The following is a 14,662-nucleotide window of genomic DNA, read 5'->3' on the forward strand; positions in this document are numbered from 1 at the left end:
CGAAACCGAGTTGGGATGCATGATGCTCATCCTCCGAGGTGTTGAGACGACCCGAGTGTAGCGCTCAGGCGCCCGCCAGACCGGGATTGCCCTTCATGCCCACCAGCTTGGGCGTGTTGAGCTTGCGGGGTGCGACCCGCTTCTTGTCCTTGAGCCAAGTCTCCACAACGTCCCAGACCATTTCGCCTGAGGCACCCTCGGCCACCGGCGCCCAGCCGGCCACCTTGTAAGTCTTCTGGGGCTCAATGGCCTTGCCCTTGAGACGCATGTCCTGAATACGCCGACCCATCTTTTCATTGGGTGCGCAGGTGTACTCCAGGCCACCCACCCGAACCATATCCCCACCCTGCTGGTAGTAAGGGTCGGGATTGAAGAGGTTGTCGCAGACGTCCTCGAGCACGGTCTTGATCATCTCGCCCGACATCTCGGTGACCGTGGAAAAGGAATAGGTGGTCGCGGTCTGGTCCATCACATGCTCACGCGTGATCGCCTGCCCAGGCAACAACGAGGTGCCCCAACGGAAGCCGGGTGAGAAGGCGAGGTCTGCACCCTTGACATCCATGAGGGCATCCACAATCAACTGATCGAAGCTGCCGTTGAAGTTGCCCCTACGATAGAGCAACCCCTCGGTGATGGCCAAGGTCTCCTCCAGCTTGGCCTTGTGGGGTGCACGAATGCGATCGATCAAGGCCGCCATGTCCTTGTCTGCGGGCAGCATGTCTGCAAACACCGGCAGTAGCCTGTAGCGGTAGTCGGCCACCTTGCCGTTCTTGACGTCGAAATCAAGCACGCCGAGGAACTTCGTGTTGGAGCCGGCGTTCGTCACCAGGGTGACGCCGCCCGCATTCTTCACCGGCACGGGCTGGATCACCCCGTCGTGGGTGTGGCCACCGAGGATGGCATCAATGCCACGAACCCGGGAGGCCATCTTGAGGTCGACGTCCATGCCGTTGTGCGACACGACCACGACCACCTTGGCACCCTTGGCCCGGCACTCATCGACCATCTTCTGCATGTTGTCGTCTTGGATGCCGAAGGTCCAGTCGGGCACCATGTAGCGCGGGTTGGCAATCGGGGTGTAGGGGAAGGCCTGGCCAATGACGGCCACCGAGATGCCGTTCTGCTCGCGAATGACATAGGGCTTGAAGACCGGGTCTCCGAAATCATTGGTCTTCACGTTCTGCGCCAGGAATTCAATCTTGCCGGCCAGGTCTTTCTTGACGATCTCCATCACACGGTCGGCGCCATAGGTGAACTCCCAGTGGGCTGACATCATGTCCACGCCCAAGAGCTTCGTGGCATCGACCATGTCCTGGCCTTTGCTCCAGAGCGCGGTGGCCGAACCCTGCCAGGTGTCTCCGCCATCAAACAGGAAGGCATGCGGGCGACTTGCGCGCATCATCTTCACCAGCGTGGCCATGTGGGCAAAGCCACCAACCTTGCCGAAGGTGCGGGCTGCCTTCTCGAAATCCAGGTAGGTGTAGGCATGGGCCATGGGCGTTCCCTTCGGAATGCCGTACTGCTTGAGCAGACCCTCTCCGACCACGTGGGGCACTTTGCCCTGCATGCCAGCCACACCAATGTTCACATCGGGCTCACGGAAATAGACCGGCATCAACTGGGCGTGACAGTCGGTGAAATGCAGGAAGCTCACATTGCCAAATTTGGGAATGTCATAGAGCTTGTCGCCCTTCTTGGCCGCCGCCTGCGCGTCTGGAAACCCGCCAAACATGCCTGCTGCCGATGCAGCCGCCATCACCCCCACAAACTCCCGCCGATTCATGTCCATTACCGTATACCCATTGATGAATACCGCACTAAAAAAAAGGCCCTCTCACAAGGAAAGGGCCTGGTTGATCCTGCAAAAGCCCCCGGACTACTGATTCACCGGGGAGGCTGGGTCGAGCAGCAGCGCCATGATGTCCTTCATCTGGCCCTCCGTGAGCAGTCCTGCATGACCGAACCGAGGCATGTTGGTGCAGGCGTTGTAGGCCTTGGCGTTGTAGAGCTTGCCCCAGGTGTACTTGACCACCGCATCGCCATCACCACGTAGCTTTCCGTACTGATAAAGGCTCGGGCCCAGCGTGCCGTAGGAGATCTCGGCCTTGGAGATCTGGTGGCAGTTGTAGCAGTTGCCACCGTTGGCCGAACCCGCCTTGTCGGAATAGGTCATGCCACGGCCACTCTGGGCGATCTTCTCGCCAGACTTCCAGTCACCAATGAACTTGCCATCGGCCGGAAACTTGACGGTCTTCATGTTGGCCTCTTCCACCCGCTTGCGGGTGGCTGCATCGAGATCTTTATTGTTGAGTTCGGCCTCGCTACAGACCACGTTGATCTCGTCCTGATTGAGACGGTCGAGCTTGGCCATGCCCTTCTCACCGAAAGACTTGGCCACAATCTCACGCGTCATTTTGTCGTAGTCGGCTGCGCTGTATTGACCAGCACATCCCACCAGGCCCACTGCAGCGGCCACCGCCGTCAGCATCAATTTCTTGTTCATGGTTGGTCTTCCTTATCGCTTGATGGTGGGGGCCAGTGATGCAACACCATTGCCTGTCACACCCATGTAGGTCGACAAGGCCACGGACAATTCACTGCCAAACTTCATCTCCGGAAAGCGCTGCTGGCGGAAACAGTCTTCCAGGCGCTTGTTCATGGGCCAGAGCTGGCCGTTGCTCACCCGATAGGCTGGCCATGAGGTGAAGGCGGCGCCAGCGGGCTCTTTCTTGGTGAGGTTGGGCAAGCCCTGCAGGCGAATCCGGGTGTTGTCGGCCGCGTGGCAGGTGGCACAAGCGAAATCATAGGGGCCGGCACGATAGAAGAAGGCACGCTTGCCCACTTCGTACATGCGCTTCTCTTCTGCATGGTTCTGCGGCACGTTCACCGGCATGCCCTTGGACTGCGTGGCCACCCAGGTGACCAGGGCCACGACATTCTTGTGGTCGTCGCGGTTGTAGGTCGCCACTTTGGGGGTGATGCCCTGCAGGGTCTGCATGCAATAGGCCAGGCGGCTTTCGAGGTCCATGACCTTGCCCGCATCGGCAAAGTATCGCGGCAGGCTCACATAAGCACCCTTCACGACCCCAGGGCCAAGGCCGAGGTCGCACTTTTCTAATGATGCGTTGTTTGGGCCAGCCTTCTTCTTCCAGAGCTCCTCGCCCTGCATCTCCCAGAGTTCGGCTGGGTTGCCATCGGCAATCAGTTCTCGATAACGATCGATGCCCTTTTCCGTTTCCGTCTTTTGGGCCTGGGCCAGCGCACCGCCCGCCGATAGACAGAGGCCCATGGCCAGCATGGCCAAACTCCGCTTCGCATATTGCATTGTTCTCTCCCCGCTTGTTGTGATCAAAAAGCAAGACGGGCCCATCGGGCCCGTCGTCGTCAAACACTTACGCAATGGCGGCCTCGTCTGTGCGAGTCTCACCCTTGTTGTCTTTCCAGGTCACTGCAACCTTGTCGCCTGCCTTGGCACCCTTGACCTTGAACTGGAGGTAAGGGTTCTTTGAGACCGCGGGGCCCCACTGGGCGGTCATGACGGCCTTGCCGTTGACCGAAGCGGTGACCTCCTGGATGAACCAGGCCGGCACGAGCTGACCATCGCCGCCCTTGCGCTGGCCTGTCTCCATCTCGTGGGACATCAGCACCCGAACGTCTGCCACATCGCCCTCAACACGGGCCCGAATACGCATTGGATTCGCCATTTCTATTCTCCTGTTCTGTTGTAACCGGGATCAGCCGCCGCAGCCGCCGAGGGTGACCTTGATTTCCTTCTTGGCCATGTAGAACTTGCCGTCGGCCTTGACCAAGGCGTAAACATCGGAACTCTGGCCCATCTTCACGCGCATGGAGACATCCGGCACGGCATCGGCCGTGAACTCATAGAACCCAGCCATCATCGATGGATTCTTCTCGACCATGACGGCCGCCATTTGGGTCTTGGCCAGCTTGCTGGTCACGCCCACGGGCACCACGGCACCATTCTCGGCAATGTCGGGCGACGTGATGGAGATGTCGCCGCTGTTCGGAGCGGCAGCCACTCCCATGGCCTTCAAGGTGTCGGCGATGGTCTTGGTCTCAAACCATTCTTTTTTCCAGGTGCTGGCCAAGGCCGGGTTGGCTGCGAAAAAGCCCATGGAGGCCAGTGCCGAATACACAGCGGCTCCGCCCCCAGCTTTGATGACGTCTCGACGATTCATGCTCATGTGTTGCTCCTCTTCAAAGGTGTGGAAATCATTTCTTCACTGCCTTGCTGGTGTCCAGGCCTCTCGTGGGACCGATCGGACGATTCTGCTCGATCAGATTGCCATGGCTATCGACTGCCGAGCCCGGCAGAAACGAGGTGATGACAACTTCCTTCTTGCAGTCTTTCATACATGCCACGTTCTTGACATCAGGTTTACCCTTGACTTCCCACAGCCCGTGGTCGGTGGTCATGCCATTGCGGTTGGGCATCTTTTGCTGCACCTGGGCAATGTTCTTGTCCGAGAGCACAAAGTCGGCCGGGACAATGTCACCAAGGTTCAAAATGAACGCTGTGACGGCATAGACCTCATCGGTGGTGAGGGTCTTGGGATGCGTCCAGGGCATGGCACGGTTGATGTAATCCCAGAGGGTGGAGACCGTGGCGACCTTCATCAGGGTGGTCCGCTGAGGGTAGTCCACCCTCGCAAGGTTGGCCACCCGGCCCGTCTTGATGTCGTCTTTCGAGGTGCCGCCAGCAATGGGCGTGAAGACCTCGGTGCTCTCACCGAACACTCCGTGGCATGAGGCACACTGGGCCTCCCAGACATCTTGGCCCTTGGCCACAGAGCCAGACCCAGCCGGCAGGCCCTTGAAGTCAGGGCGGACATCGATGTCCCACTTTTGTACCTCTGCAGGCGTGGCCAGACGGCCAATGCCGTCGAACTTGCCTGCGGCGTGGGCTCCGATGCTCACGGCCGAGAGCGATGCGACCAAAACGAGTGTTGCGAACTTAATTGACTTGAACATTGCTCACCTCCCCGGTGTCGGCCACGCGCCACGATTGGATCATGTTGTTGTGATAGATCGAACGGGTTCCACGAACCTCGCGCAGTTGGTGAACGGTCGGCTGCACATAGCCCGTGTCGTCGATGGCGCGCGACTGCAGAATGGCCGGCGCCCCGTTCCAAGTCCAGTCGATGTTGAACCGGGTGAAGGCCTTGGTGAGCACGGGCGTCTCGAGACGCGCAGTTCGCCAATTCTTGCCACCGTCGACCGAGACATCCACCCGCTTGATCTTCCCGCGCCCCGACCAGGCCAGGCCAGAGATGTTGTAGAAGCCTTTGTCGAGCAGCAACTGGCCGCCCGAGGGTGAGGTGATGACCGACTTGGCCTCCTGCATTCCGGAGTATTGGCGGTGCGTGCCATCGGGCATGAGGTCCACGTAGTGGATGGCCTCATCTTTGGTGGCCCATTTCTGGTCGCCCACCTCGATGCGGCGCAGCCACTTCACCCAGGAGACGCCCTGCACACCCGGCACCACCAAGCGCAGGGGGTAGCCGTTCTCGGGGCGAAGCATCTCACCATTCATGCCGTAGGCGACCAGCACGTCGTCGAGCGCGATGGACATCGGGATGGTTCGGGTCATGGAGGAGCCATCGGCTCCTTCAGCCAACACATACTTGCCGTTTTTCTTGTCGTAGCCGCAGTCTTCGAGCAGCACGGAGAGCGGAACGCCCGTGAACTCCGAGCAGGAAATCATGCCGTGGGTGTATTGCACGGTGGGCACGGCCACATTGCCCCACTCCATGGCCGTGTTGGCACCGCACTCAATGAAGTGAATTCGGGAAACCGACGGCAGCCGCATGAGGTCGTCCATGGTGTAGACCTTTTGATTCTTCACCAGGCCGTTGATCATCAGACGATGCTTGGAGGGGTCGATGTCCCACCATCCCTGGTGGTGCCGCTCGAAGTGAAGGCCACTGGGCGTGATGATGCCAAAGGTGCCCTGCAGGGGCGTGAAGGCCACGGAGGCGGCCGACACGCGGGTGAGGCCAGGACTCTCGCGACGCTGAAGGCCTTTTTCGAACTGGGATGGCATGCCGTAGCCGTTGGCCGCAACCGGCATGCCCAGGCCCGTGGTGTGGGCCGGCAGGTTCAGAATGTTCGGATCGCCCTGCCCCGACACGGGGTTCGAGGCCGCCCGGGCTACCGCGGCCAGGCTCAAGCCCGCTGTGGCCGCACCGGCTGCCAAAAACTTACGCCGCATGGCCTCCGGAGACTTGCCGTCCTCCGGTGCCAGGAAGTTCTCTGGCGCCTTGACCAATCGTCCCAGTTGACGCTCCGTGCTCATGACCTGTCGGCTCCCATGATTTTTGAGTGAAAAAAGTTACCCAAGGCCACCCGCCAGCCGAACGCACACAGAGCGGCAGAGGTCGGTGATCATGGGGTCGGAGATTCTGTAGAACACAAAAGTGCCCTCGCGTCGGCGATTGAGCACCCCCGAGCGGAAGAGCAGGCTGAGATGCCGAGAGACGTTGGGCTGGGGCAGATCGGTGAGGGCGACCACCTCTTGGACAGACCGCTCATCGGTGCAGATGGCCTGGATAATGCGCAGGCGTGCTGGCTCCGAGAGCAGTGCAAAGTACTGTGCAGCACGGTCGAAGATGAAGTCGAGCTCGCCCTTGTCGGTCACATGTTGGCCGAGGATGCCGACGTCATCTTTTGCTACAGGGGTTGGTGTCTCCGTCATTTGACGGCAAGATATGCTTATAGAGACATATAGTCAACAACAAAACGTAATGCGGCGCACAAATCTAGGCGCCGCCGAAAGGCCCCAGGAATCGCGATGGTCAGACCCATCTCAGCGGAGCAGCTTCCCGCCGCCCTTCAGGAGGCGGCAAAGGCGCGCGGAGCCCTTGTGTTGGTGGCCATGGCCAGCCTGCCCAACTGCCCCTGGTGCGATCTGGTGCTCCGAGACCAGCTCCTGCCCCGCATGCGATCGGCCGACCGCCCGCAGTTGCGCGCCGTCATTCTCGACATCACCGACCGGCGGCCCATGCGCAGGCCCGGGGCCGACCGCCCCGAGGTTGGCCTTGAGTGGTTGGCGCAGTCACCTCAGCAATGGGCGCGTTGGCATCGCATCCGCATGGCCCCGACGGTGTTCCCCATCGACCTGGCCGGCCGGCCCATCGGGGAGCCCCTGGTCGGTTACAACTCGGTGGACTTTTATGGCGCCTACCTCGAAGATCGCATTCAGCTCGCGAAGGCCTACTGGGCTCGCGGGATACAAACGGGAGCAGCCACATGAAGAGTGCCATCCAAGACCACGCCGCCCGCGAAGCCCTGCATGAGGAAGTGCATGCGAGACCCCCGATTGCGTTGTGGCCCGAGGAGCGGATCTACAGCCAGTCGCTGATCATCAGCACACCAGACCAGCGGCGCGCGCTCATGGACTGGATCGACCGGCTCACCTCAGCCCTCGATGCGGCCGTGCATCCGGTGCATGGCCAGACCGTCCGGGTGCTCGAGCTCAGCCCCTCCCCGGGACGCCTGCTGCTGAAGTGGGAGCTCCACGGAGAGTTCTGCGGCTTCACGGTCTACGCCCAGTGCCCCATGGCGCCAGCCGAGGGCTTCACAGACAGCCGCAAACCGCTGCAAGAACGGGTGCGCGCAAGGCTCGCAGAGCTGGGCATGGAATCGCTGAACCCGTCGATTGGTGAGCGCATGGCGGCAGTCGACATCGCCCTGCGGCCGGCTCCCCACACCGATGATGCAGCGAAACACGCCCCACTCTTCTCTGGCAATACCCTGGTGGGTTCGACCATCCTCTCCACCCAGAAGGCCCAGGTCTGGACCGACTTCCAGTTGGACAAAGAGGGCTTCGTCTGCATGCTGGTGACCCACGAGGGCATGGGCTCTCGGCAGGCCGGCCGGGTCGTACAGCGGCTCATCGACATCGACACCTATCGCATGATGGCCATGCTGGGCATTCCCCGTGCCAAGGCGCTCTCCGGTCCGCTTCGCGAGACCGAGTCTCAGCTGGCCAGCCTGGTGGAGCGCATCGCCAAGGCCGGTGCACCAACCCCCGAGACGCCCGAGGGCTTTCAGACCGACGAGCACCTGCTCACCGATGTCACAGCCATCGCCGCCCGCGTGGAGGAATGGATCTCGCTGCACGGCCTGCGATTTACCGCGAGCGAGGCCTACACGGAGTTGGTGCGCCGATCCCTCAGCGAGCTGCGGGAAACGGCCATTCCAGGCGTGCAGAACCTCAACGAATTCATGGACCGCCGATTCGAGCCTGCCATGCGAACCTGCCGCTGGACCCAGCGACGGCTCCAGGCCTTGTCAGACCGGGTGTCACGCACCACGCAGATTCTGCGCACCCGAATTGAGTTTGTGAACGAGCGGCAGACCCAGGCCTTGCTCGCCAGCATGGACCGCCGCGCCAAACTTCAGCTCAAGCTGCAGCAGACCGTCGAGGGCCTTTCCCTGGTGGTGCTCACCTACTATGCGGTGGGCCTCATTGATCATATGACCAAGGGCCTCAATGCTGCTGGGGTGGCCGCGCCGTCTGATGTCATCTCCGCAGTGGCCGTGCCAGTCATCGCGGGGCTGCTCTACATTGGGGTCCGGCGGGCACGCCGACTTGCAGCTCGAGAGGGCTCGACAAAACAGCCCTAGCCCCAGGCCATGGGCGATCAGAAAATCGAGCGACAATCAAGAGCCGAACCCTCACACGAATCACCTGCTGAAGAAGGACCCCCCCATGACCCTCTCCACCCGCTGGCTCACGGACCAACTGGCCGTGGCACCACAGCTCGAACCCGCAGACATGGCCGCGGCCGCAGCCGAAGGCTTTCAATCGGTGATCTGCAATCGTCCGGACATGGAGGGCGGCCCTGAGCAGCCCACGCAGGCCAGTGTTGAGGCCGCTGCCCAGGCCGCTGGCTTGTCGTTTGCCTACCTGCCTGTGTCCCCCGGCGGACAGACGCCCGAGGAGGCGCAGGCCATGGGCGAGCTCCTCGGCAGCCTGCCCAAGCCCATCCTGGCCTATTGCCGATCCGGCAACCGCTGCATCAGCCTGATCTCCCTGACCGCACAGCTTGGCCTTCCCATTCCGCGCTAACCCGCCCAGCTGGTTCGCGCCCTGGCGGCAAGACCGGCCTGCCGATGCGCGTCTGCTCGATGATGTTGTTGCGGCCGTCATTGTCACCCTGCTGCTCATTCCGCAGAGCCTGGCCTATGCGGTGCTGGCCGGGGTGCCCGCGCACCTGGGCCTTTACGCCAGCATCTTTCCGCTGTTGGCCTATGCCGCATTCGGGCGCAGCCCAGTGCTCGCGGTCGGCCCCGTGGCCTTAACCTCGATCATGACCCTCGATGCGCTGCAGGGCTATGCGGTGCCTGGCAGCCCAGAGTGGATCGCAGCGGCCACCTTCCTGGCCCTGGCCTCCGGCGCCCTGCTCTTTGCCATGGGAGTGCTGCGACTGGGCTTTTTGGCGCAACTCCTGAGCCATCCGGTGATGAGCGGCTTCGTCTCGGGCACCGCCATTCTGATCGTGCTGGGCCAGCTCAAGACCCTCACGGGTATTCCGGTAGAAGGCCAGACCGCACCAGAACTCATTCAAAGCTTCCTGCAAGGCCTGGGACAGTTCGAGCTCGTGACCATTGTCACTGGGGTGACGAGCCTTTTGCTCATCGCGCTGGGCCGTCGATTCATTCGGCCCTGGCTCACACGGCAGCCCATCCCTACAGCCACGGCCGAGCTGCTGGCCCGGGCCGTGCCGCTGGTCGTGGTGGGGCTGGCCACCGCGGTCCTGATGGTGAGTGGCATGGCCTCCGAGACACGAACCGTGGGCACCATTCCGAGTGGCCTGCCCAGCATCGGCCTGCCCGCCCTCGATATCCAAGGGCTCCAGGGCCTGCTGCTCTCTGCTGCACTCATCGGGCTGGTTGGTTTCATTGAGAGCGTCTCCATGGCCCAGACCATGGCGCGGCGTTTCAAGGTGCCGGTGGATCCAGACGCAGAGCTGCGAGGCCTGGGGGCTGCCAACCTCGCCTCGGGCGTCATTGGGGCCTTTCCTGTGACGGGCGGCCTCACCCGCACGGTGGTGAACATTGAGGCAGGTGCCCGCTCGCCGGTCTCCAGCATTCTGTCGGCCGGCCTTCTTCTGGTGGTCTTGCTCGGTGCCGGCGACCTGCTCCATGACATGCCATTGGCCGCCCTGGCCGCCCTCATCATTGTGGCCGTCTCCACCCTCATTGACATCAAGGCCTTTCGGCATGCCTGGCACTTTGACCGAATCGATGCCACCAGCTGGCTGATCACCTTCTTGGGCGTGCTCATGCTCGGACTGGAGACGGGCATTGTCATGGGGATTGTGCTGTCGGCCAGCGGCATTCTGTGGCGCCTGAGCCGGCCACACATCGCGGTGCTGGGGCGCATTCCAGGCACCGAACACTTTCGAAATGTGCATCGGCATCATGTGGAGACCCTCCCCCATGCGCTTTTTTTGCGAATTGACGGCAACCTGTTCTTTGGAAATTGGGTGCGCATTAGAGAGGCCATTGATGCGGCCCTCGAGGCCCACCCTGGAACCGTCAGCCACCTGGTGCTGAATCTGGCCAGCGTGAGCGACATCGACACCACAGCCCTCGAGGGCATGATTCGCCTCCAAGACGACCTGCAGGCCGATGGCATCGGCCTGTGCCTGGCAGAAATTCGGGGGCCCGTGGGCGATAAGCTCGCCGGCCAAGCCCTCAAGGTGCCCATATTCCTCTCCAGCCACGATGCCTTCGAGGCCTTGGCGGGAAAACCCGATTGACCGACCGCCGGCCACGGGACCACACTCCCCGACAATCAGACAACGCCGCAAGTGGTCAAGGGAGGCCCTCATGGCAGACGGTGCAGACCAGTCAGACACACAACGCAGGGAGTTGCTTCACAGCATCGCCTGCCTGAGCGGCGCCGCGCTGGCCCTTCAGCACACGCCAGGCCTGGCCTCGGCGCCCCGATCCGAGAAGCGCTACGGGCCCTCACTCCTGGTGAATGAATTTGGAGACCCCATTCGCGCCAGTCGTCTCGCAGAGGCCGAGCCATGGGTCTTCAACTACCCCTTTCAGGGAACGCCCGCATTTCTCATTCGACTTCCCCAGCCTGTGGCTCGCACCAGCCTGAAGACCGCCAAGGGTGCCAGCTACGACTCGGCGGCCGGCATTGGTGAGAAGGGCAACATCGTGGCCTATTCGGCCATTTGTGCCCACAAGATGATGTACCCCACACCGGCCATCAGCTTCATTGGATTTCGCCCGGGATTCAAGAACGAGCCCGAGCAGGTGATTCACTGCTGCGGGGACGATTCGCGCTACGACCCGACCAAAGGCGCCCGAGTCCTGGCGGGCCCGGCCGAGCAGCCGTTGGCCACCATCTTGCTCCGATGGGACCCAAAGACCGACCAGCTCACCGCCGTGGGCACCGCCGGTGGCGAAATGTTCGATGCCTTCTTTGAGAAGTACGCCTTCAAGCTCGCACTCGACAACGGCCCAAAGGCCAACCACCTCTGCGACAAGACCACCCTGGCCAAGCCCATGAAGGCTTACAGCCGGCAGGTTCAAACCTGCAAGGCCTGAACATTTGCGCCAATAGGCTTGTATCCTAGGGTCTCTTGACCTCGAAGGAGCCAGCCATGACCGTGTACTGCAAACCCGCACCGAACCACTCGTCCTGGCGCCGCTCGCAGGGGACTGCGGTATTCGTGATCATCGCCATGCTCTGCGCCATCATGGCCACACCCGCCCATGCTCGCGACGAGAGGCTCTCCGGAAAGCCTGGCCCCAAGCGCGAGATGAACTGCAACATCACCGAGCGTGTTAAGAACAAGAACCGCAGCACAACCTGCGTCTACAAATGCCCGGATGGGGGCACCGAGAGCGCCTCTGTGGACGAGGGCTTCTCATGCCCCGCAGTGGTGAACGTCCTGCGCAAATAACTTCAGGGGCGTCATGCGACTGATGCCCGAGATCAACCGCGCGGGTTTCCGGGCTTGGTATGAAGGCCAGCTCGCAGGAGGCTTCGGATTCGTCGCCCTGGGCCTGATGCTGATTGTCGGCGGGGCGGCCTTTCTCGAGGCCTGGCTGGGACACATGAGCCTGCTCGATGACCTCATCTTTGCAGGCTCGTCATTTGTTTGCCTTGGCAGCGGGGGTTACTGCTGGATCAAGGCTGCTGAGAAAATTGGCGCGGCAGAACACCTCGCTCAGCAGGCCGTCTGCACCGCATGCAAATCCTACGGGCGCCTCAATGTGTTGTCAGAGGTGCGCTTGAAGCAGAGCGTTCGGCTGCAGGCGCAATGCCGAAAGTGCAACAACCAGTGGCCTCTCGAACTCTAAGGCCCAGGCGCCCGTGGGCCTAGCGAACCTCTAAGAGCTCCACATGGAAGAGCAGGGCTGCATTGGGAGGGATCACACCGCCAGCCCCACGCGAGCCGTAGCCCATGTCGGGGGGAATGATGAGGGTGCGCTTGCCGCCCACCTTCATGCCAGCCACACCCTTGTCCCAGCCTTGGATCACACGGCCAGCGCCCAAAGGAAACGAGAACGGGCTGCCGCGGTCGACAGAGCTGTCGAACTTCTTGCCCTTGCCCTCGGGCTTGCTTGGGTCGTAGAGCCAGCCCGTGTAGTGAACCACCACGGGCTTTCCGGCAACCGCCTCGGCTCCCTTGCCAACCGCGTGGTCGATGGTGGAGAGGCTGGCCAGCGGCAGCGGCGGAAGCGGGTTGGACATGGCAGGGCCTGTGGTGATGAGCGTCGCAGACGCAACAATGAGAAGATTTCGAATGAGTGTGTTCATGGGTAAGATTTTAACCGAGGAAAGAATGCAGCCATGATCATCATTGGAAACCTGCTCGTCACCGTACCCCGCTGGGCGGACCAGGAAGACCCGCTCCTCATTGGCCTTCGGCAGTCAGCAAAGAAGCATTGGGTCGAGGTCTTCGATGCGCCCGCTCAGCTATACAAGCCCATGCCCGAGACCGCCCAAGGCCGCGCCGTGCGCGACCTCGACGACTGGGATGAGCCCGGCGATGCGCGCGAGTGTGTGGTTGTCTGTGTGAACCGCCAGGCCTCTCAGGCCCTGGTAAAGAACAGGCTGGTGGTCGAGGCCCTCAAACGCCGCCGCAACAAGCTTCGCTTCGCTGCCATTGGCCCAGAGACTGCGCATGACTTTGCGCGCATCTTGGGCAAGCTCGACATTGCCAGCATCACCGCGGACCAGGTGCTCACGCCCGATGTCTCTGGCCGCCTCGACGACCTCGCGGCGCGGCTGCTGGGCCGCGTAAAGCTTGGCACCCTCATCATTGCCCTGGGCATCGCCGAGGACCACACCGACTTCTCACAAAAACTCATCTCCGGCGGCCTCCGGCTGGTGCGCATGCCCATCTACACCGCCATCTCGCAGGACATGATTCGGCTGCCCGAGTCAGCGGCACCTTGGTACGCACTGGTGTCAGCCTTCGGCTTCATGGCACCGACCATTGCGGCCCTTGCTGCGCAGCGAATTTCGTCTGATCGCATCATTTGGATGGGGCCCTCGACCAGCGAGGCTCGGGCCATGCGGGCCCATCCCAATGCGCAGTGGATCTCTCTTCGAGGGGCCAGCCCGGAGGACTTCATTGCAGAAGACATCTTGGAGAGAATTTCTACATCAGACTAGTGGTGCCCGGAGCGGGAATCGAACCCGCACGCCTTGCGGCTCGGGATTTTAAGTCCCGTACGTCTACCAATTTCGTCATCCGGGCCCTACATTCCTGCGACCGAGGCATTCTCCTGCGACCGAGGCATTCGCCTCGGCAGGCGCTTTGATCTTACCTTGGACTAAACCTTGATCACCAACTGTGGATCGAAGCTGGGGTTCTCCCAGTTCAGGGCCTCAAGCGACTTGGCCTTGCTCAGACCCAGGGGGTAGCCTCCGGGATTGGTGACCACCCGGCAGCCGCCCACCCGATAGTCGAAGCTGTCGTGCACATGGCCGTGCAGCCACAGGTCTGCCCGCTGAACCAGAAGCTCCAAGTCTGAAATGAAGCCCGCATTGCAGGGGTCGTCTGCGAATCGTGGATGAACGCTGCGTGGGTGCGGGCCGTGGTGGGTCACCACCACCGTGGGGCCATCGAAGGGTTCCGAGAGTTTCTCGGTGAGCCAGGCGCGATCGATCTCATGCAGGCCGAGTGCCTTGGCCGCAGAGAAGCCCTCGAGCGGGCTGGAGACGCCCTGAATCTTGCGATGGTCAGCCAGCCTGGCCTCGCAGGCCTTCATGCCGCGCGCCTTCTGGTCTTCGCCATTGAGTGCGTAGTCGGTCCAGAGCACACAGCCCAGGAAGCGAACCCCTTGGTAGATCCACTCGGTTCGATCCATCACGATGACGGCCGTGTTCACTGCGGCTTTCTTGATCGTAGTCAATGTCTGGTCGATCGTGTGTTCATAGAATTCGTGATTTCCGGGCACATAGAGCACCGGGTGTGGCCATTGTCCGAAGAGCTCCACCGCTCGAACACCGTTGTGGATGTCCCCGGCCAGCACCAGTACATCGGCCCAAGGGGTGTAAAGCCTCGACACCCTGAGGGCATCGGGAAACTTTCGATGAAGGAACTCTAGGTGAAGATCGGATGCCAAATGAACGTTCATCACCCTAGTTTACAATTCG

Annotated in this window: 17 protein-coding genes, 1 tRNA gene and 1 pseudogene; 8 read left to right on the forward strand and 11 right to left on the reverse strand. The window is 61.7% G+C overall.

Features of this window, described 5'->3' with window-relative positions:
• Positions 1-64: 64 nt before the first annotated feature.
• The 8 genes and pseudogenes from soxB to AC8GDA_RS05705 all read right to left on the reverse strand — a co-directional run bounded on the left by soxB (position 65) and on the right by AC8GDA_RS05705 (position 6,715).
• On the reverse strand, positions 65-1,783 hold the full coding sequence (gene soxB / locus AC8GDA_RS05670) for a thiosulfohydrolase SoxB (protein WP_506557205.1): 1,719 nt from the start codon (positions 1,781-1,783) through the stop codon (positions 65-67).
• A 93-nt stretch (positions 1,784-1,876) separates the two neighbouring features.
• Positions 1,877-2,503 carry a sulfur oxidation c-type cytochrome SoxX gene (gene soxX / locus AC8GDA_RS05675; protein WP_506555569.1) on the reverse strand — a complete coding sequence of 209 codons (627 nt, stop codon included), beginning with the start codon at positions 2,501-2,503 and terminating at the stop codon, positions 1,877-1,879.
• 12 nt (positions 2,504-2,515) lie between these two features.
• Positions 2,516-3,325, reverse strand: coding sequence for a sulfur oxidation c-type cytochrome SoxA (soxA, locus tag AC8GDA_RS05680; RefSeq protein ID WP_506555570.1), 810 nt, complete (start codon positions 3,323-3,325; stop codon positions 2,516-2,518).
• Between the two features lie 67 nt (positions 3,326-3,392).
• Entirely contained in the window at positions 3,393-3,704 is a 312-nt protein-coding gene (soxZ, locus tag AC8GDA_RS05685; RefSeq protein WP_506555571.1) for a thiosulfate oxidation carrier complex protein SoxZ, read from the reverse strand.
• 30 nt (positions 3,705-3,734) lie between these two features.
• Positions 3,735-4,205: a thiosulfate oxidation carrier protein SoxY gene (gene soxY / locus AC8GDA_RS05690; protein ID WP_506555572.1), complete on the reverse strand. Its 471-nt coding sequence runs from the start codon at positions 4,203-4,205 to the stop codon at positions 3,735-3,737.
• Between the two features lie 43 nt (positions 4,206-4,248).
• Positions 4,249-4,992, reverse strand: a pseudogene (locus AC8GDA_RS05695) (c-type cytochrome); the annotation flags it as partial.
• Positions 4,976-6,316: a sulfite dehydrogenase gene (gene soxC / locus AC8GDA_RS05700; protein ID WP_506555573.1), complete on the reverse strand. Its 1,341-nt coding sequence runs from the start codon at positions 6,314-6,316 to the stop codon at positions 4,976-4,978. The gene soxC and the pseudogene AC8GDA_RS05695, both read right to left, overlap by 17 nt.
• A gap of 36 nt (positions 6,317-6,352) precedes the next feature.
• A complete protein-coding gene (locus AC8GDA_RS05705; protein ID WP_506555574.1) occupies positions 6,353-6,715 on the reverse strand; it encodes an ArsR/SmtB family transcription factor in 363 nt (120 codons plus the stop codon).
• A 96-nt stretch (positions 6,716-6,811) separates the two neighbouring features.
• Here AC8GDA_RS05705 and AC8GDA_RS05710 point away from each other — a divergent pair, with 96 nt between their 5' ends.
• From AC8GDA_RS05710 to AC8GDA_RS05740, 7 genes are all read left to right on the forward strand, one after another.
• Positions 6,812-7,273 (forward strand): thioredoxin domain-containing protein, encoded by a 462-nt coding sequence (locus AC8GDA_RS05710; RefSeq protein ID WP_506555575.1) that lies wholly within the window; start codon positions 6,812-6,814, stop codon positions 7,271-7,273.
• Entirely contained in the window at positions 7,270-8,649 is a 1,380-nt protein-coding gene (locus AC8GDA_RS05715; RefSeq protein WP_506555576.1) for a DUF3422 family protein, read from the forward strand. The genes AC8GDA_RS05710 and AC8GDA_RS05715 overlap by 4 nt, the downstream gene beginning before the upstream one ends.
• 85 nt (positions 8,650-8,734) lie before the next feature.
• Positions 8,735-9,094: a protein tyrosine phosphatase family protein gene (locus tag AC8GDA_RS05720; RefSeq protein ID WP_506555577.1), complete on the forward strand. Its 360-nt coding sequence runs from the start codon at positions 8,735-8,737 to the stop codon at positions 9,092-9,094.
• On the forward strand, positions 9,072-10,790 hold the full coding sequence (locus tag AC8GDA_RS05725; protein WP_506555578.1) for a SulP family inorganic anion transporter: 1,719 nt from the start codon (positions 9,072-9,074) through the stop codon (positions 10,788-10,790). Before AC8GDA_RS05720 ends, AC8GDA_RS05725 begins: the two co-directional genes overlap by 23 nt.
• A 70-nt stretch (positions 10,791-10,860) precedes the next feature.
• Positions 10,861-11,595, forward strand: coding sequence for a Rieske (2Fe-2S) protein (locus AC8GDA_RS05730; RefSeq protein ID WP_506555579.1), 735 nt, complete (start codon positions 10,861-10,863; stop codon positions 11,593-11,595).
• Between the two features lie 56 nt (positions 11,596-11,651).
• Entirely contained in the window at positions 11,652-11,954 is a 303-nt protein-coding gene (locus AC8GDA_RS05735; protein ID WP_506555580.1) for a hypothetical protein, read from the forward strand.
• A 13-nt stretch (positions 11,955-11,967) separates the two neighbouring features.
• Positions 11,968-12,354: a hypothetical protein gene (locus AC8GDA_RS05740; protein ID WP_506555581.1), complete on the forward strand. Its 387-nt coding sequence runs from the start codon at positions 11,968-11,970 to the stop codon at positions 12,352-12,354.
• A 19-nt stretch (positions 12,355-12,373) separates the two neighbouring features.
• On the opposite strand, the gene AC8GDA_RS05745 is transcribed toward AC8GDA_RS05740, so the two are convergent.
• On the reverse strand, positions 12,374-12,748 hold the full coding sequence (locus AC8GDA_RS05745; protein WP_506557206.1) for an FKBP-type peptidyl-prolyl cis-trans isomerase: 375 nt from the start codon (positions 12,746-12,748) through the stop codon (positions 12,374-12,376).
• A 99-nt stretch (positions 12,749-12,847) separates the two neighbouring features.
• Between AC8GDA_RS05745 and AC8GDA_RS05750 the strand changes: the two genes are divergently transcribed.
• Entirely contained in the window at positions 12,848-13,675 is an 828-nt protein-coding gene (locus AC8GDA_RS05750) for a uroporphyrinogen-III synthase (RefSeq protein ID WP_506555582.1), read from the forward strand.
• Here AC8GDA_RS05750 and AC8GDA_RS05755 read toward each other — a convergent pair.
• Positions 13,676-13,760, reverse strand: a tRNA-Leu gene (locus tag AC8GDA_RS05755).
• Between the two features lie 76 nt (positions 13,761-13,836).
• Positions 13,837-14,643 (reverse strand): metallophosphoesterase, encoded by an 807-nt coding sequence (locus AC8GDA_RS05760; protein WP_506555583.1) that lies wholly within the window; start codon positions 14,641-14,643, stop codon positions 13,837-13,839.
• Between the last annotated feature and the right edge of the window lie 19 nt (positions 14,644-14,662).

It is taken from the genome of Hahnella aquatica (SeqCode) (assembly GCF_965194505.1).
GTDB lineage: Bacteria > Pseudomonadota > Gammaproteobacteria > Burkholderiales > Burkholderiaceae_A > Hahnella > Hahnella aquatica.